This window comes from Nocardioides lentus (assembly GCF_039529515.1).
Lineage (GTDB): Bacteria > Actinomycetota > Actinomycetes > Propionibacteriales > Nocardioidaceae > Nocardioides > Nocardioides lentus.
Genome location: NZ_BAAAMY010000001.1, coordinates 312,699 through 337,007, shown reverse-complemented (window position 1 = coordinate 337,007; position 24,309 = coordinate 312,699). Strand labels below are relative to the sequence as shown.

General features: G+C 75.8%; 24 protein-coding genes and 1 tRNA gene. 15 read left to right on the top strand and 10 right to left on the bottom strand.

Features of this window, described 5'->3' with window-relative positions:
• Positions 1-6: 6 nt before the first annotated feature.
• Entirely contained in the window at positions 7-492 is a 486-nt protein-coding gene (locus ABD158_RS01595) for an FHA domain-containing protein FhaB/FipA (protein WP_344002750.1), read from the bottom strand.
• Complete coding sequence (locus ABD158_RS01590) at positions 485-1,291, bottom strand: FHA domain-containing protein (RefSeq protein ID WP_344002746.1); 807 nt, start codon at positions 1,289-1,291, stop codon at positions 485-487. Before ABD158_RS01590 ends, ABD158_RS01595 begins: the two co-directional genes overlap by 8 nt.
• A gap of 188 nt (positions 1,292-1,479) precedes the next feature.
• On the opposite strand from ABD158_RS01590, the gene ABD158_RS01585 reads away from it, so the two are divergent.
• Positions 1,480-1,566, top strand: a tRNA-Leu gene (locus ABD158_RS01585).
• 61 nt (positions 1,567-1,627) lie between these two features.
• Here ABD158_RS01585 and ABD158_RS01580 read toward each other — a convergent pair.
• On the bottom strand, positions 1,628-3,298 hold the full coding sequence (locus ABD158_RS01580) for a sigma-54-dependent Fis family transcriptional regulator (RefSeq protein WP_344002743.1): 1,671 nt from the start codon (positions 3,296-3,298) through the stop codon (positions 1,628-1,630).
• Positions 3,299-3,443: 145 nt separating this feature from the next.
• Between ABD158_RS01580 and ABD158_RS01575 the strand changes: the two genes are divergently transcribed.
• The 6 genes from ABD158_RS01575 to ABD158_RS01550 all read left to right on the top strand — a co-directional run bounded on the left by ABD158_RS01575 (position 3,444) and on the right by ABD158_RS01550 (position 8,110).
• Entirely contained in the window at positions 3,444-4,559 is a 1,116-nt protein-coding gene (locus ABD158_RS01575) for an NDMA-dependent alcohol dehydrogenase (RefSeq protein ID WP_344002741.1), read from the top strand.
• Entirely contained in the window at positions 4,556-5,485 is a 930-nt protein-coding gene (locus ABD158_RS01570) for an AAA family ATPase (protein WP_344002738.1), read from the top strand. The genes ABD158_RS01575 and ABD158_RS01570 overlap by 4 nt, the downstream gene beginning before the upstream one ends.
• Positions 5,486-5,700: 215 nt before the next feature.
• Positions 5,701-6,444 (top strand): vWA domain-containing protein, encoded by a 744-nt coding sequence (locus ABD158_RS01565; RefSeq protein WP_344002735.1) that lies wholly within the window; start codon positions 5,701-5,703, stop codon positions 6,442-6,444.
• Between the two features lie 172 nt (positions 6,445-6,616).
• On the top strand, positions 6,617-6,946 hold the full coding sequence (locus tag ABD158_RS01560; RefSeq protein ID WP_344002733.1) for a hypothetical protein: 330 nt from the start codon (positions 6,617-6,619) through the stop codon (positions 6,944-6,946).
• Positions 6,947-7,049: 103 nt separating this feature from the next.
• Positions 7,050-7,811 carry an aquaporin Z gene (gene aqpZ, locus ABD158_RS01555; RefSeq protein ID WP_344002730.1) on the top strand — a complete coding sequence of 254 codons (762 nt, stop codon included), beginning with the start codon at positions 7,050-7,052 and terminating at the stop codon, positions 7,809-7,811.
• Complete coding sequence (locus ABD158_RS01550; RefSeq protein WP_344002727.1) at positions 7,808-8,110, top strand: hypothetical protein; 303 nt, start codon at positions 7,808-7,810, stop codon at positions 8,108-8,110. Before aqpZ ends, ABD158_RS01550 begins: the two co-directional genes overlap by 4 nt.
• Positions 8,111-8,290: 180 nt before the next feature.
• Here the strand turns inward: ABD158_RS01550 and ABD158_RS01545 are convergent, their stop codons facing one another.
• Together ABD158_RS01545 and ABD158_RS01540 are read right to left on the bottom strand one after the other, a co-directional pair.
• On the bottom strand, positions 8,291-8,470 hold the full coding sequence (locus ABD158_RS01545) for a hypothetical protein (RefSeq protein WP_344002724.1): 180 nt from the start codon (positions 8,468-8,470) through the stop codon (positions 8,291-8,293).
• A gap of 332 nt (positions 8,471-8,802) precedes the next feature.
• Complete coding sequence (locus ABD158_RS01540) at positions 8,803-10,989, bottom strand: DEAD/DEAH box helicase (RefSeq protein WP_344002721.1); 2,187 nt, start codon at positions 10,987-10,989, stop codon at positions 8,803-8,805.
• Positions 10,990-11,325: 336 nt separating this feature from the next.
• Between ABD158_RS01540 and ABD158_RS01535 the strand changes: the two genes are divergently transcribed.
• Genes ABD158_RS01535 through ABD158_RS01525 form a run of 3 tightly spaced genes read left to right on the top strand, consistent with a single transcriptional unit; the run spans position 11,326 to position 14,951 of the window.
• A complete protein-coding gene (locus tag ABD158_RS01535) occupies positions 11,326-12,690 on the top strand; it encodes a flavin monoamine oxidase family protein (protein WP_344002718.1) in 1,365 nt (454 codons plus the stop codon).
• Positions 12,683-13,912, top strand: coding sequence for an MFS transporter (locus ABD158_RS01530; RefSeq protein ID WP_344002715.1), 1,230 nt, complete (start codon positions 12,683-12,685; stop codon positions 13,910-13,912). The genes ABD158_RS01535 and ABD158_RS01530 overlap by 8 nt, the downstream gene beginning before the upstream one ends.
• A gap of 28 nt (positions 13,913-13,940) precedes the next feature.
• Positions 13,941-14,951: a calcium/sodium antiporter gene (locus tag ABD158_RS01525; RefSeq protein WP_344002712.1), complete on the top strand. Its 1,011-nt coding sequence runs from the start codon at positions 13,941-13,943 to the stop codon at positions 14,949-14,951.
• Here the strand turns inward: ABD158_RS01525 and ABD158_RS01520 are convergent.
• Positions 14,927-15,577 (bottom strand): hypothetical protein, encoded by a 651-nt coding sequence (locus tag ABD158_RS01520; protein WP_344002710.1) that lies wholly within the window; start codon positions 15,575-15,577, stop codon positions 14,927-14,929. The genes ABD158_RS01525 and ABD158_RS01520 overlap by 25 nt on opposite strands.
• Positions 15,578-15,639: 62 nt before the next feature.
• On the opposite strand from ABD158_RS01520, the gene ABD158_RS01515 reads away from it, so the two are divergent.
• Positions 15,640-15,819: a hypothetical protein gene (locus ABD158_RS01515; protein ID WP_344002707.1), complete on the top strand. Its 180-nt coding sequence runs from the start codon at positions 15,640-15,642 to the stop codon at positions 15,817-15,819.
• Here the strand turns inward: ABD158_RS01515 and ABD158_RS01510 are convergent.
• Positions 15,807-16,745, bottom strand: coding sequence for a P1 family peptidase (locus ABD158_RS01510; RefSeq protein WP_344002704.1), 939 nt, complete (start codon positions 16,743-16,745; stop codon positions 15,807-15,809). The two genes, ABD158_RS01515 and ABD158_RS01510, sit on opposite strands and share 13 nt — an antisense overlap.
• 41 nt (positions 16,746-16,786) lie before the next feature.
• Positions 16,787-18,118 (bottom strand): AI-2E family transporter, encoded by a 1,332-nt coding sequence (locus ABD158_RS01505; RefSeq protein ID WP_344002701.1) that lies wholly within the window; start codon positions 18,116-18,118, stop codon positions 16,787-16,789.
• Between the two features lie 66 nt (positions 18,119-18,184).
• Between ABD158_RS01505 and ABD158_RS01500 the strand changes: the two genes are divergently transcribed.
• Complete coding sequence (locus tag ABD158_RS01500) at positions 18,185-18,667, top strand: SRPBCC family protein (RefSeq protein WP_344002698.1); 483 nt, start codon at positions 18,185-18,187, stop codon at positions 18,665-18,667.
• Between the two features lie 23 nt (positions 18,668-18,690).
• On the top strand, positions 18,691-19,620 hold the full coding sequence (locus ABD158_RS01495) for an NADP-dependent oxidoreductase (RefSeq protein WP_344002695.1): 930 nt from the start codon (positions 18,691-18,693) through the stop codon (positions 19,618-19,620).
• Between the two features lie 153 nt (positions 19,621-19,773).
• On the opposite strand, the gene ABD158_RS01490 is transcribed toward ABD158_RS01495, so the two are convergent.
• Together ABD158_RS01490 and ABD158_RS01485 are read right to left on the bottom strand one after the other, a co-directional pair.
• Entirely contained in the window at positions 19,774-22,200 is a 2,427-nt protein-coding gene (locus tag ABD158_RS01490; RefSeq protein ID WP_344002692.1) for an MMPL family transporter, read from the bottom strand.
• A 24-nt stretch (positions 22,201-22,224) separates the two neighbouring features.
• Entirely contained in the window at positions 22,225-22,836 is a 612-nt protein-coding gene (locus ABD158_RS01485) for a TetR/AcrR family transcriptional regulator (RefSeq protein WP_344002689.1), read from the bottom strand.
• A gap of 98 nt (positions 22,837-22,934) precedes the next feature.
• Here ABD158_RS01485 and ABD158_RS01480 point away from each other — a divergent pair, with 98 nt between their 5' ends.
• Both ABD158_RS01480 and ABD158_RS01475 read left to right on the top strand, forming a co-directional pair.
• A complete protein-coding gene (locus ABD158_RS01480) occupies positions 22,935-23,729 on the top strand; it encodes a nitroreductase family protein (RefSeq protein WP_344002687.1) in 795 nt (264 codons plus the stop codon).
• Positions 23,726-24,187, top strand: coding sequence for a hypothetical protein (locus ABD158_RS01475; protein WP_344002684.1), 462 nt, complete (start codon positions 23,726-23,728; stop codon positions 24,185-24,187). The genes ABD158_RS01480 and ABD158_RS01475 overlap by 4 nt, the downstream gene beginning before the upstream one ends.
• Positions 24,188-24,309 lie beyond the last annotated feature (122 nt).

Below are 24,309 nucleotides of genomic sequence, written 5' to 3'. Positions count from 1 at the left end.
GGTCGCTCACTTCCTCAGCTCGAGGATCGTCTTGCCGATGCGGACCTGCACGCCGGGGGTGATGGTGGTCGGCTGGGTGATGCGCGCCGAGCCGATGTAGGTGCCGTTGGTCGAGCCGAGGTCCTCGACGAACCACTCGTCCTCGTACGCCGCGACGCGGGCGTGACGGGTCGAGGCGTAGTCGTCGTCGAGCCGGATCGCGGCGTCGCTGCCGCGGCCGATGAGCAGCGGGGCGTCGGCGAGCTCGGCGCGGGCGCCGGCGTTGCTGCCCTCCACGACCAGGAGGTGCGTCGGAGCGCCGCGGCGCCGGGAGGGCTTGGCGGCCTTCGGGGCGCGCGCCGACTTCTCGCGCCGCCCGAACCGGCCGCGGCCGGTGTCGGCCACGCGTGCGCCGAACATGTCGGAGCGGATCACCGAGATCGCCGAGAGCACGAAGACCCAGAGGATGGCGAGGTAGGCGAACCGGATCAGGAACAACGTCAGCTCAGACACGACCGTCCTCCCACGACGCCGCACTGGCGCCCTCCACCGTGACCGTCAGCGTCGTGTTGCCGATCTTGACCACCGAGCCGTCGCCGAGCGGCGACTGCGCGACCTTCACCCCGTCGACCGTCATGCCGTTGGTCGAGCCCAGGTCGCGGACCGAGAGGTGCAGCGGGCTGCCCTGGTCGGCGCGACCCTCGCCCACGCGGAACTCCGCGTGGCGCCGACTGATGCCGGGGTCGTTGATCCGCACGTCCGCGTCGGTGCCGCGCCCGACGACCAGGCCGGGGGCGCGCAGCGCGTGGCGGGTGCCGTTGACCTCGAGCACCGCGCGCGTCGTGCGCTGCGCGGGCCGCGCCGGTGCGTCGTACCCGCCGGCCGGGGAGGCGGGTCGTGCCGGGGCGGCGTGGGCCTCCGGCTCGTCACGGGAGGTGACCTTGGCCTGCGCCCGGCTGCGGATGCGGAAGCGGCCGGTGGTGAGGTCCTCGGCGGCCTCGAACGAGATCGCGATCGGACCGGGGAAGACGTAGCTCTGCTGCTCGGCGTGGCGACGCAGCGTGTCGGTCAGCTCGCGCGACATCGTCGAGTCGTACGGCGCGAGCCGCTCGAGGTCGGTGTCGGAGAGCTCGACGTGGAAGTCGTTGGGCACCAGGCGGCGGTCCCGGCTGAGGATCTGGGCGTTGTTGTCGACCTCCCGCTGCAGCGCGGCGGAGATCTCGACGGGCTGCACGGCGCTGCGGAAGGCGCGGGCGAAGACGCCGGAGATCGCCTGCTCCAGCTTGTTCTCGAAGTTCTGCAGCCGTCCCATCGCACCTCCTCGCTGTCGTGGTCGTGTCGTCGGACCGACGGCCTGGCGGCAGCACGCACCGCCCGCGCGCTGGTCGGGTCGTGGGCGATCGTAACGGGGTCACGGAGGCCGGGCGTGCGTGCCACGAGGATGGACCCCGCCCGGTTTGGGGCCGCGGGTCGGCCTGGGATACGCTCACCGGGCTTCTGGCGCGAGTGGCGGAATAGGCAGACGCGCACGGTTCAGGTCCGTGTGCCCGAAAGGGCGTGGGGGTTCAACTCCCCCCTCGCGCACCACCAGCAGCACTCGGCGAGGGCCGGTCCCGCACGGGACCGGCCCTCGCTGCGTCGTACCCGGCTACTCCGCGATGCGCAGGGCGCGGATCTTGGCGTACAGGGTGGTGCGGGAGATGCCGAGGTCGGCGGCGGCGCGGACCTTGTTGCCGCCGTGGGCGCGCAGGGCGCCGACGACGGCGTCGCGCTCGGCCCGCTCCATGGCGCCGAGCGGCCGGACCGGGTCGTGGCTGCGGTGGCCCTCGGGCAGGTCGTCGACGACGACCCCGCCGGTCGAACGACGCTCCAGCACGTGGGCGAGCACCGCGCGGAGCTCGACCAGGTTGCCCGGCCACTCCTGGGCGGTCAGCGCCCGCAGCGCGCCGGGCGTGAGGTGCAGCGACGGGTCGGCACCGAGCTCGCGCAGCAGGCTCCCCGCCAGCCGGGGCAGGTCGTGGCGACGCCCCGCGAGGGGCAGCAGCTGCTCGCGGCGGGTGCACAGGCCGGCGAGGGCGGCGGCCCGGCCCTCGAGCTCCTCGACGGGACCGGTGACCAGGACGACCCGGGGGGCCACGGCACGGGCGAGGTGGCGTCGCACGAGGTCGGTGAGCGGCGGGGGGAGGAGGTCGGCGCCGTCGACGACCACGGTGCCGCGGCCGCTGCGGACGAGCACGTCGAACGAGCGGGCCCACGCGCTCACGCTGCCGACCAGGGCGTCGGCGGAGCTCAGCACCGAGGTGGGCGCCTCGGCGAGCTCGTGGGCGCGGGTGGTGCGGCCCGAACCGGGGGGACCCGACACCAGCACCGGCGCCGCGCCGGTGGGCCCGGCAGCCGCCGCGGGCCGGGCCGCGAGACCCGTCGTACGACGGCCCAGGCGGCGGGTGCGCTGCCGGTTCTCGCCGGGCGCCTCGACGGCGAGCAGGGCGCCGCCGCGGCTGCCGCCGACCCGGCTGGCGTGCACGCGCACCTCACGGCCCGAGGCGAGCACGAGCGGGGTGCGGCTGCCGTCGCCGGCGTCGGCGGCCATCCCCCGCAGGACCGCGAGGTCGGTCGCGTCGAGCAGGTCGAGGGCGGCCTCGTTGGACATCAGCAGGTCGTGGCCGACCGCGACGAGCGGGCGCCGACGGCCCGCGGCCTGGAAGGCGGCGAGCAGCTCGCGGTCCGCGATCCGGGCGCCGTCGAGCAGGCGCTGCTCGATGTCGGCGACCGCCCGGGCCACGAGCGGCACCAGCAGGGGGTTGGCCTCCGTCGCCAGCGTGGTGACGTCGAGGACCCCCTCCACCCGCCGCGTCGTCGGGTGGATGACGGGCTGGGCGTAGCAGCTGAACGGCCGCAGCGCGACGGCGAAGTGCTCCTCGCCGTGCACGCTGACCCCGGTACGGGTCTCGAGGACGACCCCCGGCGCGGTGGTGCCGACGGACTCCTCGAGCAGCGACGCCCCCACGTCGACGCCGACGTGGTCGAAGGCCCGCAGGACCCGCTGGTCCCCGCAGGAGCGGGTGACCACGCGCCCGTCGGCGTCGAGCAGCATCGTGCTGATGCGGGTGCCCGCGAGCCGCGCGTCGAGGTCCTCGAGCACGGGCGCGGCGGCGGCGAGCAGGCGGTCGGCGGCGTCGACGGCACCGTAGGTGATGCGGGTCAGCGCGGAGGCGGGGTCGAGGCCCGCCAGCTCGGTGCGGCGCCAGGACTCGGCGATCTCGTCGCGCTGCGAGGCGGGCTCGCGGCGCGACGCGGGCGAGATCGGCGGACCGGACATGACACCCCCCGGGTGTGGTGCACGTCACGTTAGCGCCGGCCAGGCTGGTCGGAGGTTGTCCAGTTTGTGAACACCCGGCGGCGGACGCCGTTGCGAGTGTGGCGGGCATCACGTCCGCGACGCCCACCGATCCGCAGGAGAGCCCATGAAGACCAAGGCCGCAGTCGTCTACGAAGCCGGCGCCCGCATCGAGATCGAGGAGCTCGAGCTCGACAAGCCCCAGGAGGGCGAGGTGCTCATCCGCTACACCCACGCGGGTCTGTGCCACTCCGACGTCCACGTCGCCCACGGCGACCTCGAGGCCCGTCTGCCGATGGTCCTCGGCCACGAGGGAGCCGGGATCATCGAGGAGGTCGGCCCCGGCGTCAGCCGCGTGAAGGTCGGCGACCACGTGGTCTGCTCGTTCATCCCCAACTGCGGCCACTGCCGCTACTGCGCCAACGGCCAGCAGTCGATCTGCGACATGGGGGCGACGATCCTCGAGGGCTACCTGCCGGGCGAGCGGTTCCCGATCACCGGCCCGCGCGGCCAGTACGGCGCGATGTGCATGCTCGGCACCTTCAGCCAGTACGGCGTCATCTCGCAGAACTCCTGCGTCAAGGTCGACGACGACCTGCCGCTGGAGAAGGCGGTCCTCGTCGGCTGCGGCGTCCCCACCGGATGGGGTGCGGCGGTCAACACCGCCGAGGTGAAGGCCGGCCAGACGGTCATCGTCGTCGGCGTGGGCGGCATCGGCATCAACGCCGTCCAGGGCGCGGCCCTGGCCGGCGCCAAGAACGTCATCGCCGTCGACCCGCTGCCCAACAAGCGGGAGAAGGCGATGGAGCTCGGCGCCACGCACGCCTTCGCCAGCACCGACGAGGCGATGGAGACCATCACCAACCTGACCCGCGGGCAGATGGCGGACTCCGCGATCCTCACGCCCGGCCTCATGACCTCCGAGATCGTGGCGGGCGGCTTCCACGCCGTCGGCAAGGGCGGGGTCGTGGTGCTGACCGGCCTCAACAAGCTGATGGAGGAGACCATCCAGCTGCCGGGCTCGATCATGACGCTGTACCGCAAGCAGCTGCGCGGCTCGCTGTTCGGCGACTGCAACCCGACCACGGACATCCCGCGGATCCTGGGGCTCTACCAGTCCGGCGACATCAAGCTCGACGAGATCATCACCAACACCTACACGCTCGAGCAGGTCAACGAGGGCTACGACGCCCTGCTGAACGGCGAGAACGTCCGCGGCGTGGTCATCCACGAGCACGCATGACCGCTGCGGTCCACCGCGCCGCCACCCCGGTCGTCGACCGGGCGCGGGAGACCGAGCTCCTCGAGGCGGCGTTGGCCAGCGGTGCCCACGTCGTCCTCGAGGGGCCTCCCGGCACCGGCAAGAGCACCCTGCTGCGCCAGGTCGCGGCTCGCCGTGAGGCGCCGTTCTTCCTCGTCGAGGGCAACGCCGAGCTGACGCCGGCGCGCCTCGTCGGTCACTTCGACCCCTCGCTCGTCCTGGCGCGCGGCTACACCCCGGACGTGTTCGTCGACGGCCCGTTGCTCGCCGCGATGCGCGACGGCGGCCTGCTCTACGTCGAGGAGCTCAACCGGGTCCCGGAGGAGACCCTCAACGCCCTGCTCACCGTGATGTCGGAGCGCGAGATCGTCGTGCCCCGGCTCGGTCTCGTCGCGGCCGCCGAGGGCTTCGGCATCGTCGCCGCCATGAACCCGTACGACGCGGTCGGCACCGCGCGGGTCTCCAGCGCGATCTACGACCGGACCTGCCGCATCGTGATGGGCTACCAGTCCGCGGCGGCCGAGGAGCAGATCGCGGCGTACCGGGCGCCCATGCCCTCGCCCGCCTGGTGCGCCCGCGCGGTCGCGCTGGTGCGGGCCACCCGGGACCACCCGGACCTGCGGATCGGCGCGTCGGTGCGCGGCGCGATCGACCTCGGCGGGCTGGCCCACCAGCTCGCCCGGGCCCGCGGCACCGGTGCGGAGGACTGGCACGTCGGGCTCGACGCGGCGCTGGTCGCGCTCTCCGGGCGGATCCGCGTGGCCGAGGCGTCGGTGCGCTCCCCCGAGGACGTGGTCACGGAGCTGTACCGGGACGTCTTCGGGCCCCCGCCCGAGGAGCGGGGCGCCGACGACGAGGACGCGGCCGACGGAGGTGGTGGGGCGGGGGAAGCCCGCCCCCGTCCCTAGACGGGACGGGGACCCCGCCGCCCGGCAGCGGGCAGGGTGACGGCGAGCCGCGTCGCTCCCGCCGGGGCCGACCGGAGCGCACGCTCGGTCGTTCGGAGCTCTCGCGGCACCCGCGGTTCGCGGAGATCTCCCCCGAGGTCGGCGAGCTCGACCACGACGCGCTCACCCGGGCGGTCGCCGAGGACCCCGACAGCGTCGTGCCGCTGCTGGCGCTGATGAGCAGCGCGACTGACGAGTCGCTGCGCGCGCAGGTGCAGGCCGTCGTGCCGCGGCTGGTGCTGGAGCGGGCCCGCAGCGGCCCGACGGCACGCGCCGGCTCCGGCCGGCTCCGTCGGGCTCCGGCCGACCGGGGCGGCGACTTCGACGTCGACGCCTCGCTCGACGCCCTCGCCGAGGCGGCCGGCCAGGGGCGGCACCCACGGCTGGAGGAGCTGACCGCGACCTCCTGGCAGCGACCCGGCACGGCGCTGTGCCTGCTGCTCGACCGGTCGGGCTCCATGGAGGGCACCCGGCTCGCCGTCGCCGCGATGGCCGCGGCGGCCTGCGCGCTGCGCGCGGGTCAGGCGGGGGGCGAGCTGGCGGTCGTCGCCTTCGACCGCCGGGCCGAGACCGTGGTCGGGCTCGGCGCCGGGGCGTCGCCGCACGCGGTGGTCGAGCGGGTGCTCGGCCTGCGCGGTCACGGCATGACCTCGCTCGACGCGGCCCTGCGTGCGGCCGCGACCCAGCTGGCGGGCGCCCGCGCGCGCCGCCGGGTCACCGTCCTGCTGTCCGACTGCCGCGTGACCGACGACGTCGACCCCGTGCCCGTGGCGCGGGCCCTCGACGAGCTGCTCGTCCTCGCGCCGGCCTCCGACGCGGACGAGGCCCGGGCGTTCGCCCGCGCCAGCGGCGCCCGGCTCGCGGAGGTGCTCTCGCTCGGCGACCTCCCCGGCGCCCTCGACCTGCTGCTGCGACCGTGAGGTACCTCACCCCGCCCCCGGCGTGACGATCGGCCCGCTCGCGACGACCAATGACGACAGCCTCCCGCTGTCCAGGCGGGGGCCCGTCACGGGAGGACACGGCATCCGGACCCCGCACTGCGACATCCCAGAGCCCGACGAGACCGCCCGCGGCGGCGTCCACGGGAGGGGCGTGCGGGGGGAGGGCGCCCACGGGGAGGGCCTCGAGCGGGCCGTCACCGTCCCGGAGCTCGGGGCGCCCCCGGGTGACCTGTGTTCTCAGGTGCTGGTCTTCGCCCACCTCGCGCAGATCGCGCTGGGCCTCGCCGCCCTGGCGCCGGACCGTCGCGACGACGTGGTCCGCGACCTCGACGCCCTGCGCCACGAGTGCGAGGACGGAGCGCCCCGGAGGCTCGTCGTGAGCGCCCTGGTCGGCGACGTCGTCGACCTGCTGCTGCCCGACCTCGACCCGGCCGTCACCCGCAGCCTCCTGGACGCCCTGCCGGCGCCGCCCGGGGGGTGACCAGCGTCACCGGGCCGACGGCGTGCCGATCCGGGGGTCCCGGGCGACCAACCTCCGGATCGCCCCGGAACGGCCGGGGCCCGCCCGTTCGGAGGACCACCAGATGAGCCGCGACACGGCTTCCCGTCCCGTCACCCCCACCCTCGTGCACCGCAGCGCGGCCGAGGCCGTCGGCACCTTCTGGCTGGTGCTGCTCGGGTGCGGCACCGCTGTGCTCGCCGGCGACCAGGTCGGCTTCGCCGGCGTGGCCCTCGCCTTCGGCCTGTCCGTCGTGACGATGGCCTACGCCGTCGGCCACGTGTCGGGCGGCCACTTCAACCCCGCCGTCACGGCCGGCCTCGCCGCCGCCGGGCGCTTCGCCTGGAAGGACCTCCCGGCGTACGTCGTGGCGCAGGTCGCCGGCGGCAGCGCCGCCGCGGGCGTCCTCTACGTGATCGCGTCGGGCCGACCGGGCTTCAGCCTCGCCGGCGGCTTCGCCACCAACGGGTACGGCGACCTCTCGCCGACCGGCTACGGCCTCGCCGCCGTCCTCGTGGCCGAGGTCGTCCTGACCGCGGGCTTCCTCTACGTGATCCTCGGCGCGACCCACCACCGCGCGCCGGTCGGCTTCGCCCCGCTGGCCATCGGCCTCGCCCTCACCGCGATCCACCTCGTGTCGATCCCGGTGTCCAACACCTCCGTCAACCCGGCCCGCTCGCTGGCCGTCGCCTGGTTCGACCCCGCGGCCCTCGGCCAGGTCTGGGTCTTCCTCGCCGCGCCCACGGTCGGCGCGCTCCTGGCCGGCGTGACCTTCGCGGTCGTGACCGGCGTGCGTCGGGCCGGCGAGGACGTCGACGGCGCCGTCGAGTCGGACCCCCGGCGGTGACGGCCCCGGGGCGCACCGCGGCCGACGACCAGCGGGAGCGGACGGCGGCCTTCGTCCACGTCGCCCACATCGCGGCGAGCTCCGCGCGGATGAGCGCCCGTGAGGCCGCCGCGCTGCGCCACGACCTGCGGGTCCTGCGCGCCGAGGCCGACCGCGAGTGCTACCGCCCGGCGCTCGTGGCGGCCCTCGTCGACGCCGTGCTCGACGACCTGCTGCCCACGCTGCCCGCCCCCGCGGCGGCGTGCGTGGAGGCCGCGCGCCCCGCGACACCTTCTTGCGCATTGGTCGCAACAGCGTAAGATCGGCTCCATCGCTGGTGCGGTCGGGTGAACGGGTGACCGGGCTGGTGGCTCCACGGGGCCGCGCCGGCGGGGTCCGTCCCGACCCGAGCAGGGCCGGACCGCACGACACACACAGGAGCGGGTGGCGCCACCGGCGCCACCCGCTCCGTCGTGTCCGTGCCCGAAAGCTCCCCGGGGCTACTCCAAGGCGTCGTCCGAGGGCTCCTCGGCGCTGTCGTCGGAGCTGTCGTCGGAGGGGCTCTCCGACGACGTGTCGTCGGGGGCGTCGGTGCCCGAGTCCTCCGAGCAGCCGGCGAGGGTGCCGACGAGGAGCAGGGCGCTGAGGGCGGTGGCGGCGCTGGTGCGGGTGAGCTTCATGTCAGGTCAGCCTTCCGAGGTCGTCGCGGGCGGCCCGGGGTCGGGCCGACGACGGCACCGTAGGGCGGTCCCCCGCCCCGGCGGACCCCCTCGGAGGGCCTCGTCGAGCAGTGTTCCGCGAGGCGTCGGCCACCGTTCTCCGGACCCGCCGACCGGTCACCCCGGCGTCGGCCCGGCGTCGGCCCGGCGTCGGCCCGGCGTCGACCCGGGGTCACGCGACCGTCACCGTGCCCCCGTCGTACGACGGTCGAGCCGGCAGCAGATCACCCCCGCAGGCGGGAGCTCGCGACGACTCGGCGGTCAGCGGGCGGGAGCTCGCGACGGCTCGGCGGTCAGCGGGCGGCGAGCGCGTCGACGAGCATCGACTCGAGGGCCTGCACCTGCACGTCGGCCGACGACCCGGCCTCGGCGTCGGAGCCGTCGAGCGCGCGCGCGGCGAGTCCGGCCTTGGAGTCGATGAGCTCGGCGATCCGGGCGTCGACGGTCTGGGCGGCGATGATCCGCCACGCCGTGACGGGCCGGTCCTGGCCGATGCGGTGCACGCGGTCGATCGCCTGGGTCTGCTCGGCGTCGGTCCACGACAGCTCGGCCAGCACCACGTCGGAGGCGACCTGGAGGTTCAGGCCGACGCCGGCGGCGGTCAGCGAGCACACCGCGACCTGCACCGACGGGTCCTCGACGAAGCCGTCGATCGCCGCCTGCCGCTGGGTCGGCGACTGGTCGCCGCGGATCGACACGTGCCGCAGGCCGCGCGAGGAGAACGCCTCCTCGGCCGCGTCCATGACGTCGATGTGCTTGGCGAAGAACACGACCTTGCCGACGCTGCGCGCGAGCTGTGCGGTGTAGTCCGCGGCCAGGCCGGCCTTGGCGCGACCGATCCGGCGCATCATCCCGAAGACGTTCTCGCCGGTCTTCTTCGACTCGGAGTCCTTGCGCTCGCTGACGGCGATGGCGTGGACGAGGTCGCGGTCCAGGTCGGCCGACGGCGTGCCGCGCGCGGCCATCGCCGCGTCGTACCGGGCGACCATGCGGGCCGCGAGCTCGCGCTCGGCGGCCGCGATGGAGCGGCCCTCCTCGCCGTCGAGCTCGACCGGCAGGTCGGCGACGCGGCGCGCGGGGATGTCGGAGGCGACGTCGACCTTGCGGCGACGCACGATGCCCATGTCGATCACGCAGCGACGGGCGGCGCCGGAGAACTGCGGGTCGATCGGGGTGAGCCCGGTGTCCTCCAGCCGGCCCAGCAGGTACGGCGTGGGCTTCTTGTCGTCGATCCAGCCGAGGTACTGCCAGATCGCGCGGAAGTCCTCGATGTCGTTGATCAGCGGCGTGCCGGTCAGCGCCATCAGCAGCGGGCGGGCCCGGCCCTCGCGGATGCGCTGGGCGATGCGCAGCACGTTGCGGGAGCGCTGGGATCCCTTGTTCTTGATGAAGTGCGCCTCGTCGACGACCATCCCGCGGAAGCCGAAGTCGCCGAGCCAGCCGACGTGGCGGTCGAGCACGTCGTAGTTGACGACGACGATGTCGGCGAACGCGTCGAGGTCGTGGCCGTCGCCGTGGATCGCGGTGACCGGGTGGCCCGGCGTCCAGTGGCGGGCCTCGCGCACCCAGCTCGACTTCACGACGTTGGGCACGACGACGAGCAGCGGGAACGCCTTGGCCGCCTGCGCGGCGAGCAGCGCCTGCGCGGTCTTGCCGAGGCCGGGCTCGTCGGCGAGCAGGAAGGTGCGGTGGCCCTTCTCCGCGGCGCAGACGAGCTGGGCCTGGTGCTCCATGAGCTGCAGGCCCGAGGGGGTGCGGCGCCCGGCCGGGTCGGGGAGCTCCATGGACGAGGCGGTGCCGTCGGCGGCGCGCTCGAAGGACTCGAACAGCGGCCCGAGCAGCTCCCAGCTGCCGAGGCGGCGCGGCGGGGTGGGCGGCGTGGTGTCGTCGAGGTACTCGGGGACCTGGAACGGGTTCGCCAGCCGCCGCCGCACGACGGAGCGCGGCACGACCTGGCGGTCGACCGGGGCGTCGGCGGGGTCCGCGGCCAGCGCGGCGGGGGCGTCCTCGCCCGCCTCGACGCCGGCCTGCTCGAGCATCTCGCGGCGCAGGGCGCGGGCGTCGGCGGTGATCTCGGCGTCGTCGCCGAGCAGGGTGAAGAGGGTGGAGTCGGTGGTGGCCGTCTTGGCCAGGATGGTCGCGATCCCGTCGAGCCGCTTGAGCTGCTCGGCGCGACGCGGCTCGGCGAGCTCGGGGTCGTTCTTGACCCGGGTGCGCTCCTCGCGGGCGAGCATGGCCACGACCTGGAAGGTGGTGCGCTGCTCGGAGCCCAGCGGACGACGCTGCGCGCGCGACTCGACCTCGCGCACGGCCCGGGCGAGCACGGGCAGGATGCCCTCCTCGTCGCGGGGGCGCCCGTTGCGGCGCTGTCGACCGGCCTGGCGACCGCCGGCCTGACGGGTGCCGCCACCGCCGCCGGTGCGGTTGCCGCCGCCGGTGCGGTTGCCGCCGCCGGTGCGGTTCTCCTGTGCTCGAGCCACCAGGCTCCTCCTCCGCGTGCGGGTCGCCGGGCCCGGGACGGTGGTCCGGGGCGCGGAGGCGTCTCACGCAGGTCTGCTCGCGGCGTCGTGACGACGCCTGTTCCCCTCGGGGGGCGGGTGCGGGCCCGTCGCCCGAGATGTCGGCGGAGAAGGCGCGGCGGGTCGAGGTGACCGGTCGCCGTGCTCCCCCTGCGGCTCGTCCGGAGGACCGGACGGAGGCCGGGACCCCGCCAGCAGCGGCGTCCGGATCCGACGATAGCAGCCCCGGCCCGCCCGTCCCGCGCCCGCGGCGGACCGCCCCGCCGCGGGCGAGGGGCCGTGGGGGAGCATGGGCCCGTGGACACCGAGACCGAGGTCGTCGTCGTCGGCGCGGGGCTCGCCGGTCTGCGCTGCGCCCGCGCGTTGCGCGAGGCCGGGCGGGACGTCGTGGTCTGCGAGGCCGCGGACACCGTCGGCGGCCGGGTGGCCACCGACGTGGTCGACGGCCACCTGGCCGACCGCGGCTTCCAGCTGCTCAACCCGGCGTACCCCGCCGTCGGCCGCTGGGTCGACGCCGACGCGCTGGGCCTCCAGCCGTTCCCCGCCGGGGTCGTCGCCCCCGACCTCGCCCCGGGCGGGACCCGGCTCGTGCTGGCGGACCCCCGGCGCGAGCCCGGCGCGCTGCCCGCGACGCTCTGGGGCGCCCTCGGGGCCGGGCGGGCCCCGCGGGACGCGGTGGCGCTCGCGCGGTGGGCGGCGCCGCTGCTGCGCCAGACCCTCGCCGACCCCCTGCCCGACGCCGTGGCGGCCCGGCCGCCGCGCCGCCGGGGACGCAGCCTCGCGAGCCGGCTCGACCCGCGCACCGACCGCCCGCTGCGCGAGGCGCTGGACGCCGTCGGCGCCGCGGGAGAGCTGCGCCGGGTGCTCGAGCGGTTCCTCGCCGGGGTGGTCCTCGACGACTCCGGCTCCACCTCCTCGCACTACGTCCTCCTCCTGCTGCGCTCCTTCCTGACCGGGCGGCCCTCCCTGCCCGCCGACGGGATGCGCGCCCTGCCCGCCCAGCTCGCCGCGCCCCTCGGCGACCGGGTGCTGCTGGGGCGCCGGGTCGAGGCCGTCGAGGACGCCCCCGACGGCGGCGTCGTCGTCCGCGCCGGCGGCGACTCCTGGCGGGCGCGCGCGGTGGTCGTCGCCGCCGACCCGCCGGCCGCCGCCGCGCTGACCGGCGCCCCGGTCGCGCCGACCCGCGGGGTCGTGACCTGCTGGTGGTCGCTCGACGAGGCCCCGACCGACAGCGCGCTGCTCCACGTCGACGGCGGTGCTCGGGCCGCCGGTCCCGTCGTCAACACGGCGGTCGTCAGCCACGCGGCCCCGTCGTACGCCCCGGCCGGGCGGCACCTCGTGCAGGCCTCCGCGCTGCTCGGCCCTACGGGCGCGCCGGACCGCCCGGAGCCCTCCGAGCCCGACGTACGACGGCACGCGGCGCGGCTGCTCGGCGCCCCCGACGGCGCGGAGGCCCGGTGGCGGTTGCTCGCGCGCCACGTCGTCGAGGTCGCGCTGCCGGCCCAGCCCGCCCCGCTGTCGACGCGGCGTCCGACCGCGGTGCCCGGGCGGCCGGGCGTCCACCTGGCCGGGGACCACCGCGACACCGCCTCGATCCAGGGCGCACTCGTCGGCGGCGAGCGCGCCGCCCGAGCCGTGCTCGCCCGGCTCGCCGGTGGCTGACGGCCCCGGCGGGGCCGGGGGCGCGGTCGAGCGGCACCGCCCGGGCACCCCGGGATTCCGGCGGCTCAACGCGGCCATGGTGTGCGCGGGGCTCGCGGCGTTCGGGATCCTCTACTCCTCCCAGCCCCTGCTCCCCGCGCTGTCCACCGACTTCGGGGTCGGCGCGGAGACGGCGAGCCTGAGCGTGTCGGCGGCGACCGGCGCGGTCGCGCTGGCCGTCGTGCCGGCGACGGCCCTCGCGGTCCGCCTCGGCCCGGTCCGCGCCATGCAGGGCGCCCTGGTCGTGGCGACGCTGCTGACGGCCGTCGGCGCGCTCGCCCCGTCGTTCGGGGTGCTGGTCGCGGTGCGCGGCGCGACCGGCCTCGCGCTGGCGGCGGTCGTGGCGGTGGCGATGAGCCACGTCGGCACCCAGGTCCACCCGGCCGGGCTCGGGGCGGCGATGGGGATGTACGTCGCGGGCAACTCCATCGGCGGCGTCACCGGTCGGCTCGTGGGCTCCGGGGTCGTCGACCTGTCCGGCTGGCGTGCCGCGACCCTCGCGGTCGCGGTGCTGGCGGCGGTCACGACCGCGCTGTTCTGGTGGCTGCTCCCGCCCCCGCTGCCCACGGTGCCCGCCGCGGCCGACGCCCCGCCGGCGGCGGGCACGCTGCGGCTGCTGAGCGACCCGTCGGTGCTGGGGCTGGTGCTGGTGCCGTTCCTCGTGATGGGCGGCTTCGTCGCCGTCTACAACTACCTGTCCTACCGGCTGCAGGCCGAGCCGTTCGCGCTGCCGGCGGCGCTGGCCGGCCTGGTGTTCCTCGCCTACCTCGTTGGCACCGTGACCTCGGCGTGGGCGGGGCGGCTCGCCGACCGCTTCGGCCGCGCCCGCGTGCTGCTCGCGAGCATCGTGGTGATGGGGGCGGGGGTGGCGCTCACGCTGCCGGACGTGCTGGCGCTGGTGGTCGTCGGCGTCCTCGTCCTGACCGGCGGCTTCTTCGCCGCCCACGCCACGGCCAGCGGCTGGACCCAGGTCGTCGGCGGGCGACGACCGGACCGCGCCAGCGCCTTGTACGTCATGGCGTACTACGGCGGCTCGAGCCTGTTCGGTGCCCTCGTCGGCCTGGCCTGGGAGGCGGAGGCCTGGCCCGGGGTCGCCGCCGGCGTCGGGGCGCTCGTGCTCGGCGCGCTGCTGGCGGCCGGCCTCGTCGCGGCGCGCCAGCGCCGCGGGGTGGCGAGGGCCTGAGCCGCGCGGGTGTGGTCGACTCCCGCCCGTGCTGCCCGAGATGTCCCCCGCCGTGTCCGTCGGTGCCCTGGTCGTCGGCCTCGTCCTGCTGGTCGTCGGCGCCGAGCTCGTCGTCCGCACCGGCTCCGCCCTCGCGGGCCGCTGGGGCATCTCGCCGTTCCTCGTCGGCGTGACGATCGTGTCGGTCGGCACCAGCCTGCCGGAGCTCGGGGTCGGGGTGAACGCCGCTCTCTCGGGCACGGCCGGCCTCGCCGTCGGCAACATCGTCGGCACCAACCTGGTCAACCTGCTCCTGGTGCTCGGCCTGGCGGCGCTGCTGGTGCCCGTCGACGTCGACGGCCGGACCCTGCGCATCGACCTCCCCGCCATGATCGGCGCCGCCGTCCTGCTGCTGGTGCTCTGCCTCGACCGGGAGCTGTCGACCCTCGACGGCGTCTGGCTGACCGCGTACGGCGCGCTCTACCTGGCGGTGGTCGTCGTGCCCATCGTGGCCCCGGGGCTCGTCGGACCACGGGTCGCGGCCCTCGCCGGGTCGGCCCCCGGCGAGACCGAGGCGCCCGCGGCGCCCGCCGACGGCTCCTCGTCCGGGCGGCAGGTGCTGCTCCTGCTCGTCGGGCTGCTCGTCGTGGTGGTCGGCTCCGAGCTGCTGGTCGGCGGGGCCGTGGACGTCGCCGAGGCGCTGGGGGCCAGTGACGTGCTGATCGGGCTGACGGTCGTCGCGATCGGCACCTCCGCGCCCGAGCTGGTGACGACCGTCGTCGGCACGATCACGGGTGAGCGCGATCTCGCGATCGGCAACCTGGTCGGCTCGAGCATCGTCAACGTCGCCCTGGTGCTCGGCCCGACGGTCCTGATCGCCCCGGGTCGGATCACCGTGCCGGCCGAGATCCTGGCCGTCGACCTCGTGCTGCTCGTCGTCGTCAGCCTCGTGGCGGTGCCCCTGCTCGTCAGCGGGCGCCGTCTCAGCCGGGCCGAGGGCGGCGCCTTCGTGGCCGTCTACCTCGGCTACCTGGCCTACCTGCTGCGCGAGGTGCTCTGACGGGTCGCCGACGGCACCCGCACGTCGAGCTCGGCCCCCAGCTCCGCGCCGCGCAGCTCGAGCTCGTCGCCCGACCAGAACCGGCCCGGGTCGTAGTAGTTGGTCGGCCGCTCGTCGCCCAGCAGGCCCATCGCCTGGTAGGTCGCGGCGACCACCTCGGCGCAGTAGGTCTCCTCGACGCCCGCGGCCCGTCGTACGCGACCCCGGGCCCAGCGGCCCAGCAGCGACGCGGTCTGGGGGAAGGGGGTGCCGTCGAGCCGCGCGATCGTCGACAGCACCGCGGCCTCCTGCTCGGCGGTGACCTCCGGCGTGAGCTGGCGCAGCCACGCGCGCTGGGAGTAGACGTCGTGCCAGCGCCGCACGGCGTCGCCGAGGTCGTGCAGCTGCACGCCGCGGTGGTGCCCGCCGGTCCAGAGGTCGACGAGGCCCCGGCCGAGCTCGGCGTGCCACATCATCGGCGGCATGTCGTCGATGACGACGGCCATCCCGACGTGGTTGACCGGCGCGTTGGTCAGCACGCGGATCGCCTGGTCGGCGGCGGCGCTGCCCCGGAACAGCCACAGGTCGCCCGTGCGGCTGAGGTCGACGGCCTCCGCGAGGTCCAGGGCCGTCCGACGCGCGCTCACGCGGAGCAGTCAAGCAGCCGACGGCGTGGGGCCCGCGCGCCGGCGCGCCCTAGGCTCGGGGCGTGACGCGGTGGAAGTGGGTCGGACTGGCCGGGCTGGCGGGCGTGACGGCGACGGGGGCGGTCGTCGTGCGCGACCAGCGCCGTCGCCGGCAGATGACGCCCGAGCAGGTCCGCGAGCGCCTGCACGAGCGGCTCGCGGAGCAGCAGGCCGCGGAGCAGGTCCCCCCTCAGGACGAGTGAGCCGGGGCCGCGTCGCCCGGCTCCCGCGCCACCGACCGCACCGCCCGCGTGACGGCGTCCAGCGCCATCAGCCGCAGCACGTCGACCGGCACGGCCGCGCTGCCGGCGGCACCGCCGGTGGCGCAGGCGACGAACCCGTCGCCGTCGAGGCGGGTGTGCGGCGGGGTCAGCGCCCGCGACAGGCCGTCGTGGGCACCCTGCGCGAGCACGCGGCAGCCGGTCTTGTCGAGCACGGCGTCGGTGACGACGACCCCGATCGTCGTGTGCTCGCGCCCGCCCTCCGACCCCGGCCCGCCGGGGGGCGGCGCCGCGGCCGCGAGGTCGTCCAGGACCCGCCCGGGCAGGTCGGGGTCGCCCGGGTCGACATCGCCGAACGCGTTGACCACGACCAGCGCGGCCACCGAGACCGCGACCCCGCCCACCTCCCGCCGGACGACGTGGTGCCCGAGGCCGCCGGGCCGCCGGCCGGCGGGACCGCGGTGCTGGGAGCGCATGGCCCCGGTGCCGGCGCCGAGGCGTCCGGTGAGGCGGCCGGTGAGGCGTCCGTCCGTCGTGGCGTCGGCGCACGCGGCGTACCCCTCGGCGGGGCCTGGACGCACGGACGCCGAGCCGACCGCCAGGTCGAAGATGCCCAGCGCCGGCACGATCGGCACCGGACCGGCGGGGGTGGGCACCCCGCGGCCCCGCTCCTCGCACCAGCGCATCACGCCGTCGGCGGCGGCCAGCCCGAAGGCGGAGCCGCCCGTGAGCAGCACGGCGTCGACCCGCGCCACGGTGCGCGAGGGGTCGAGCACGTCGGTCTCGCGGGAGGCCGGCGCACCGCCGCGGACCTCGCACGAGGCGACGGTGCCCTCGGGGAGCACCACGACGGTGCAGCCGGTCGCGGCGACCGTGTCGGTCCAGTGACCGACGCCGACGCCGGCCACCCCCAGACTGCTCGCCCCCGGACCGCTCGCCCCCTGCCCGCTCACCCGGGGCGCCCGCCCTCGGCGTCGTGGTGCGGGGCCTTGCGGGCGTCACCCGGCGTCGAGCCGGTGACGGGGTCCTCCGCGGGGTCGGGGGCGTCCGGGTCGACGGCCTCGTCGGAGATGCCGAGGCGCCGCTCCTCGCGCTCCGCGCGGGCCTCCTCGTCGCCGGCGTCGGGGGCCCGACCCGGTTCGGCGCCGGCCGCGGTGCCGGCGGTGACCATCTCGTCGAGGTAGCGGAACAGCTCGGCGACCGCGGCCACGACCGGCACCGCGAGGAACGCCCCGGTGATGCCGAACAGGGTGCTGCCGGCCGTCACGGACAGCAGGATCACGGCGGCGTGCAGCTGCATGATCTTGCCCTGCAGCCACGGCGAGAGCACGTTGCCCTCCAGCTGCTGCACCGCCAGCACGATCGCGGCCACGATGAGGGCGTCGGTGAAGCCGCCGGTGACCAGCGTGACCAGGACGGCGAGCACGCCGGCCACGACCGCACCGACGATCGGGATGAAGCCGCCGAAGAAGGTCAGCAGGGCGAGCGGGAGCGCCAGCGGCACCCCGACGGCGAACAGCCCGATGCCGATCAGCACCGCGTCGATGAACGACACCAGCGCCTGCGTGCGGATGAAGCCGCCGATGGTGTTCCAGACCCGCCCGAGCAGCTCGGTCAGGTGCAGGCCGGCGCGGCGACCGGCGACCCGGTCGACCCACGGCAGGAAGCGGTGGCCGTCCTTGATGAACAGGAAGGTCAGCACCAGGATGATGACGAGGTTGACGATCGCGTTGGTGGCGCTGCTGATGCCCGCGAAGACGCCGGTGCTGATGACGTCGGCCGAGCTCTGGATCTGGGTGATGAGCGCGTTGACGTACCCGTCGATCTGCTCCTCCGACAGCTGCAGCGGACCCTCGACCAGCCACTGCTGGATCTCCGTCACGCCGCCCGAGGCCTGGTCGGCGATGCCCGGGGCCTCGTCGATGATCTGCGGGATCATGAAGGAGAACAGCACGCCCAGCGCGGCGAACCCGGTCAGCATCATGATCACCGCGGCCACGGTGCTCGGCACGCCCCGGCCGCGCATCCAGGTCACTGCCGGCGACAGCACCGTCGACAGCAGGATCGCCAGCAGCACGGGGAACCAGATCACCCACGTGCGGCCGATGCCCCAGCCGAGGATGTAGAGGACGGCCGCGAGCACGATCAGCCGCAGCCCCCACCGGTTCAGCGCGGCCGCCCCGGTGTCGATGACCGACGCCCGGTCCGGCCAGGGCCCGGAGAGGCGGTACGGCGGCCGCGGGGCCTCGGAGGACTCGTTCGGCCCGGGGTCTGCGGTCATGCGCCGAGACTAGGCGCTGCTCCGCCGGCCCGCGGGCCCGCCGCGGGGCGCTGGCAGGATGACGGCATGGCCCGGTTCACCGCACGCAACCACTCCGAGGCCGTCGTGCCCACGGACCGAGCGACGATCTGGAAGGTCCTCACCGACCCGGCCCTGGTCGCCCGCCTGACCCCGCTGCTCGAGGACATCACCGCTGAGGGCGAGTACTGGACGTGGCGGCTGAGCCGGATCCCGGTGCTGAGCACCTCGATCGCGCCGCAGTTCACCGAGCGGATGACCTTCGCCGAGCCCGAGCGGATCGTGTTCACCCACGAGCCGCCCTCCGGGTCACGGGAACGCGCGGGCGCGGAGGGGCGTTACGACCTCGTCGAGGTGGCCGACGACCCCGGCTCCACCCACCTGACCATCGACCTGCAGATCACCGTCGACCTCCCGCTGCCCCGCGCGTCGGGACCCGCCGTACGGACGGTGATGAAGCAGGTCGTGGCCCGGATGGGAGACCGGTTCGCCGACAACCTCTACGACCACCTCGGCCTCGAGAAGGGCTGAGCCCACCACCCCAGGAGGAACCCGTGCGCGCCGCTGTCTACGACTCGTTCACCGACACCCCGGAGGCCCCCGGGGCCATCGAGGTCCGCGAGCTCCCCGAGCCCCATCTCGGCCCGGGCAGCGTGCTCGTCGAGGTCCGCGCGGCCGGGGTCAACCCCGTCGACTGGAAGCTCGTCACCGGCGGGCTCGGCGCGGTCATGGAGTCCGTGTTCCCCGTGGTCCCCGGGTGGGACGTCGCGGGCGTCGTGGTCGGCGTCGGGATGGACACCCCGGAGTTCAGCATCGGCGACGAGGTGATGGCCTACGCCCGCAAGGACGTCGTCCACGCGGGCACCTTCGCCGAGCGGGTGGCGGTCCCCGCCTGGTCGGTGGCCCGCAAGCCCTCCGCGCTGAGCTGGGAGCAGGCCGGCGGCCTCCCGCTGGCCGGCGGCACCGCGCTGCGCACCCTCGACGTCCTCGGGGTCCGCGCCGGCGACACCGTGCTCGTGCACGCCGCCGCCGGTGGCGTGGGTGCGCTGGCCGTCCAGATCGCCGCCGCCCGCGGCGCCCGCGTCATCGGCACCGCCTCGGCGCGCAACCACGACCACCTGACCGCGCTCGGCGCGGAGCCGGTGGAGTACGGCGACGGCCTGGTCGCCGCCGTGCGCGAGCTCGCGCCGGAGGGCGTCCACGCGGTCGCCGACCTCGTCGGCGGCCAGCTCGAGACGACCCTGTCGGTGCTCGCCCCCGGCGGTCGGCACGCCTCGATCGCGGACCCGAGCGTCACCGAGCACGGCGGCGTCCACGTCTGGGTGCGTCCCGACGGCCGCGAGACCGCCCGGCTCGGCGAGCTCGCCGCGGCCGGGCTGCTGAGCGTCGAGGTCGCCGGCACCTACGGCCTGGACCAGGTGGGCGAGGCCTTCGCCGAGTCCCGCTCGGGCCACGTGCGCGGCAAGCTCGTCATCGTCCCGTAGCCCGCCGACCCGGCACGAGCTCCCCCCGGACCCGGGGAGCTCGTGCCGACTCGGCCGTCGTACGGCGGGAGCTCGTGCCGACTCGGCCGTCGTACGGCGGGAGCTCGTGCCGACTCGGCCGTCGTACGGCGGGAGTTCGCGCCGACTCGGCCGTCAGACGTGCTGGGGGCGGCGGTGGCTGGGGCCGTCGCCGGGGCCGTCCGGGTCGCCGTCGGCCCGGTGGCTGCCCGGGGTGCCGGGGTCGTCGGGCGTGGCGTCGCGCTGGAGCGACTCGCCCTCGACGTCGACGTCCGGCAGCACCCGGTCGATCCAGCGGGGCAGCCACCAGGCCCTCTCGCCCATCAGGTACATGAGCGCCGGGATCAGCGTCATCCGGATCACGAAGGCGTCCAGGGCCACGGCCACCGCGAGGGCGAAGCCCATGGACTTGATGATCGCGTCCTCCTGCAGCACGAACGCCGCGAAGACCGAGATCATGATCACCGCCGCGGCGGCGACCACCCGGGCGTTGGAGCGGAAGCCCTCGAGCACCGCCTCGCGGCTGTCGGCGCCGTGCACGTGCGCCTCGCGGATGCGGGTCACCAGGAACACCTGGTAGTCCATCGCGAGCCCGAACACGATGCCGATCACGAGCACCGGCAGGAAGCTGATGAGCGGTGCCGGGTCGATCCACCCGAACAGGCCCTCCTGGAAGACGGCCACCGTCAGGCCGACGGTCGCGAGCACCGAGAGCAGGAAGCCGAGGGTGGCGGTCAGCGGCACGAGGATCGAGCGGAAGACGACCATCAGCAGCAGGAACGCCAGCCCGACGACCACCGCGAGGTAGATCGGCAGCGCCTCGGCCAGCTGCTCGGAGGTGTCGACCTGGATCGCGGTCAGGCCGGTGACGCCGAGCACCGTGCCGGTCTCGGCCTCGATGTCGGCCTGGCCGTCGCGCAGGTCGGCCAGGAGCTCGTCGGTCGCGGCCTGGTCGGGGCCCGTCGCGGGCGTCACGAGCACGAGCGCACCGGTGCCGTCCTCGTTGATGCCGGCCACCTGGGCGTTGACGACGCCGTCCTGGCCGGCGGCCCACTGCACGACGGTGCCGTACGACGCCTGCGCGGCGCCGGCGACCTGCTGGGGGTCGGCGTCCGCGCCGGCCTCCGCGGCGGCCGCCTCGACCACGTCACGCCCGTCGACCACGATCACCAGGGGGCTCTCGCGACCCGGGCCGAAGGCGTCGGCGACGAGGTCGGAGGCCTGGCGGGCGGAGGTGTCCGCGGCCGCGGTGGAGTCGGTCGGGAAGCCCAGGCGCATGCTCTGCGCGGGCAGCGCGAGCGCACCGAGGCCGACGACGACCACGAGGACGAAGGCGATCGGCGCCCGGCCCACGACCTTCGCCCAGCGGACGCCGTTGTTGAGGAGCCTGCCGTCGGCGCCGGTGGGGGACTGCTGGCGCCGGACCTGGGCGCCGAACGCCCTGCCCTTGAGCAGGCCCAGCACGGCGGGCAGCAGGGTCAGCGCGACCAGCACGGCGACCGCGACGGTGCCGGCGGCGGCCAGGCCCATGCTGGTGAGGAACGGGATGTTGACCACGGTGAGCGCCGCCAGGGCGATGACGACGGTGAGGCCGGCGAAGACGACCGCGGAGCCCGCCGTCCCGACCGCGCGGCCGATGGCCCGCTCGCGGTCGAGGCCGGTGGCCAGCTCGCTGCGGTAGCGGGCGAGGATGAACAGGGCGTAGTCGATGCCGACCGCGAGGCCGATCATCGAGGCCAGGATCGGCGTGGTCGTGCCGAGCTCGAAGAACGCGCTCGCCGACAGCACGCCGAGCAGGCCGACGCCGACACCGACGAGGGCGCTGAGGATCGGCAGGCCGGCGGCGACGAGCGAGCCGAAGGTCAGCACGAGCACGAGCAGGGCGACACCGATGCCGACGACCTCGGAGGTGACGCCGAACTCGGTGAGCGCCTGCAGGCCCTGCCCGTTGGCCTCGACGGTGAGCCCGGCGTCGCGGGCGTCGGCCATGAGGTCGTCGAGGGCCTCGCGGGTGGCGGGCTCGACCTCGGTGGGGGCGTCGACGTCGAACTCGAAGGAGATGATCCCGGTGGTGCCGTCGGTCGACAGCGGGGACACCGAGGCGACGTCGGCGGAGATCTGCTCCTCGGGGACCTGCTGGCCCGCGTAGCCCTCGCGCAGCTGCTGCTCGAGCGCCTGCGCGGCGACCACCGGGTTCTGGATGGCCGAGGCCCGGGGGTCGGCGTCGGTGTCGGAGAGTTGGGGCAGCCCCTGGAGCCCGGCGACCAGGGCGTCGACCTCGGGTGCGACGTCCGGGTCGGCGAGGGTGGCGCCCTCGGGGGCGCGCACCACGACGTTGGCGGTCGCGGCGTCGATGGCGTCGGCGCTGCCCAGGTCGAGCTCGCTCTGCAGCGCGGCGGCGTCCTCGGCCGGGATGCCGGGGATCGTGAAGGAGTCGACGAGCGGCTTGGAGAAGGTGCCGGCGAACACGCCGACGCCGATCAGCACGACCAGCCAGGCGGCGATGAAGGCCGGCCAGCGGCGGTACGCCGTGGTGCCGAGGCGCTGGAGCAGGGAAGCCATGGGGTTCTCTCCTGGGGACGGGGCTCAGGCGCCCGCGGCGGGGGCCATGAGGGCGCGGGTGGTGGTGAGGATCTCGGCGTACGTCGTGGCGAAGTCGGCGTCGGCGGGGCCGGCGACGAAGCGGTCGAGGGAGATGTCGAGCAGGGCGATGAACACGGCGACGGCGATCCGGGCGCGCGGGTCGTCCTCGCCGGTGCCCTCCCGCTCGGCGACGAGGGCGACGAACTCGTCGGTCCACTCCGCCATCCGGGCGTGGCTGGCCTCGAGCAGACGCTCCACCTCCAGCACGCGGCGGCTCAGCAGCGCCTCCTCGCGGGTGAGGGTCTGCGAGGAGATCAGCATCTCGGCGAGCCCGGCCATGTCGGTGACGAGGTCGCCGGTCGGGCCGCCGGCCCGGAACGTCGCGAGCGCGTCCTCGGGCAGGTCGGGCTTGCGCCCGAGGATCGCGTCGACCTTCGAGTCGAAGTAGTTGAAGAGCGTCCGCCGGGAGACGCCGGCGGCACGGGCGAGGTCGTCCATGGTGAAGCCGTCGACGCCGTGCGCGTCGGTGAGCCGCTGCGCCTGCACGGTGATCTGGTGCGACACCCGGGCCCGGCGACGCTCCCGGGCGTCGACGGCGGTTGCACTCTCGGTCACGGAGTGCATTGTTGCACTCGGGTGGGGAGGAGTGCACCCGTACGTCGTGTGACCTCGGCCGCAGCGGCGTGCTGCCCGGGCGTCCGGATACTGGCCGCATGGCCCCGCCCCCGACCCCGCCGCCGACCCCGCCCCCGACCCCGCCCCCGACCCCGCCGCCGACCCCGCCGCCGACCGCGTCCCCGACCCCGCCGCCGAGCGAGCAGCTGCGGAGCGGGACCGCCGAGCCGATGCGCTCCCGCTGGAGCCCGAGCTCGTTCGACCCCGCCCACGACCTCGGTGTCGTCGAGCTGGACGCGCTGCTCCAGGCGGCCCGCTGGGCCCCCAGCCGCGGCAACAGCCAGCCCTGGGTGGCGCTCGTCGTGCGACGGGGCGGACCGGGTCACGACGGGCTTGCCGCGGCGCTGACCCGCGGCAACGCGTGGGTGCGACGCGCGTCCGCGGTCGTGGTGATGTGCGTGCGCTCGGGACCGGACCCGGCGGCGGACCCCGGGTCGAAGGACGCGCGCACGCCGCCGGTCGACTACGCCTGCTACGACACCGGCCAGGCGGCCGCGCACCTGACGCTGCAGGCGACGGCGTCGGGCCTCCACGCCCACCAGTTCTCCGGGATGGACCTCGACACGGTGGCCGCCGTCCTCGGGGTGCCCGACCACTTCCGGCCCCTGGCCGGGATCGCCGTCGGGCGGCACCTGCCGCCCGAGGGGCCGGGTGCCGAGGACGTGCCCGAGGACGGGGGTCCCTCGGCCGCGTCGCTGGCGGAGCGGGAGGCGCGGCAGCGCGACCGCCGCGGGCTCGGCGTCGCGGCGCGCGACGGGGCGTGGGACCGGCCCTGGACCGAGCGGACGGACAGGAAGGAATGGGCGGAGCGGGCCGGCGGGGACGGCTCGTGAGCGCGATCGGTCCGGCGCGCTGGCTGCTGGTCGTCGCCCTGCTCGCGCTGGTCAACGTGCCCGTCGTGGCCTCGCTGGCCACCGACCGGCGGATCGCCACCGAGGGCGTGGCCACGACCGCCGAGGTCACCGACGCCGGGCAGGAGGGCGACCGCTACGCCCTGCTGCTGCGCTTCGACGCCGAGGTCGACCCGGCGCGGCGAGCGTGGCCCGTGGTCGTCGAGCGGGAGACGTGGCAGCAGGCCCGCGAGAGCGGCGAGCTCGCGGTGCGCGCGGTCCCCGGCGACCCGGGCGCCTTCGACGCCCCCGGGGAGGTGCGGAGCCGCACCGGGCTGTGGATGACCCTGCTCGGCAACGTGCTGGTCGCCGCGTGGGTGGCGGCGATGCTGCGCCGTGCCCGTCGCCGGCGGGCCGAGCCGGGCGACGACGACGGCGAGCCCGACCGGCCGGCCGGCTGAGCCGCGCCGACCGGCCGCGGACGCGACGAGAGGCCGGACCCCGTGGGGTCCGGCCTCCCGGAGGTGGCTCGCTCCCCCCGCGTGCCACCGTCGGTCCACCCGGCGCAGCCCCCCAGCGGGCC

Bases quoted from the DNA above. Each gene is read 5' to 3' on its own strand.
- ABD158_RS01590 (WP_344002746.1), bottom strand. From the start codon at position 1,291: ATGGGACGGCTGCAGAACTTCGAGAACAAGCTGGAGCAGGCGATCTCC.
- ABD158_RS01580 (WP_344002743.1), bottom strand. From the start codon at position 3,298: ATGTCCGGTCCGCCGATCTCGCCCGCGTCGCGCCGCGAGCCCGCCTCG.
- ABD158_RS01575 (WP_344002741.1), top strand. From the start codon at position 3,444: ATGAAGACCAAGGCCGCAGTCGTCTACGAAGCCGGCGCCCGCATCGAG.
- ABD158_RS01570 (WP_344002738.1), top strand. From the start codon at position 4,556: ATGACCGCTGCGGTCCACCGCGCCGCCACCCCGGTCGTCGACCGGGCG.
- ABD158_RS01565 (WP_344002735.1), top strand. From the start codon at position 5,701: ATGAGCAGCGCGACTGACGAGTCGCTGCGCGCGCAGGTGCAGGCCGTC.
- aqpZ (WP_344002730.1), top strand. From the start codon at position 7,050: ATGAGCCGCGACACGGCTTCCCGTCCCGTCACCCCCACCCTCGTGCAC.
- ABD158_RS01545 (WP_344002724.1), bottom strand. From the start codon at position 8,470: ATGAAGCTCACCCGCACCAGCGCCGCCACCGCCCTCAGCGCCCTGCTC.
- ABD158_RS01505 (WP_344002701.1), bottom strand. From the start codon at position 18,118: ATGACCGCAGACCCCGGGCCGAACGAGTCCTCCGAGGCCCCGCGGCCG.
- ABD158_RS01500 (WP_344002698.1), top strand. From the start codon at position 18,185: ATGGCCCGGTTCACCGCACGCAACCACTCCGAGGCCGTCGTGCCCACG.
- ABD158_RS01490 (WP_344002692.1), bottom strand. From the start codon at position 22,200: ATGGCTTCCCTGCTCCAGCGCCTCGGCACCACGGCGTACCGCCGCTGG.
- ABD158_RS01480 (WP_344002687.1), top strand. From the start codon at position 22,935: ATGGCCCCGCCCCCGACCCCGCCGCCGACCCCGCCCCCGACCCCGCCC.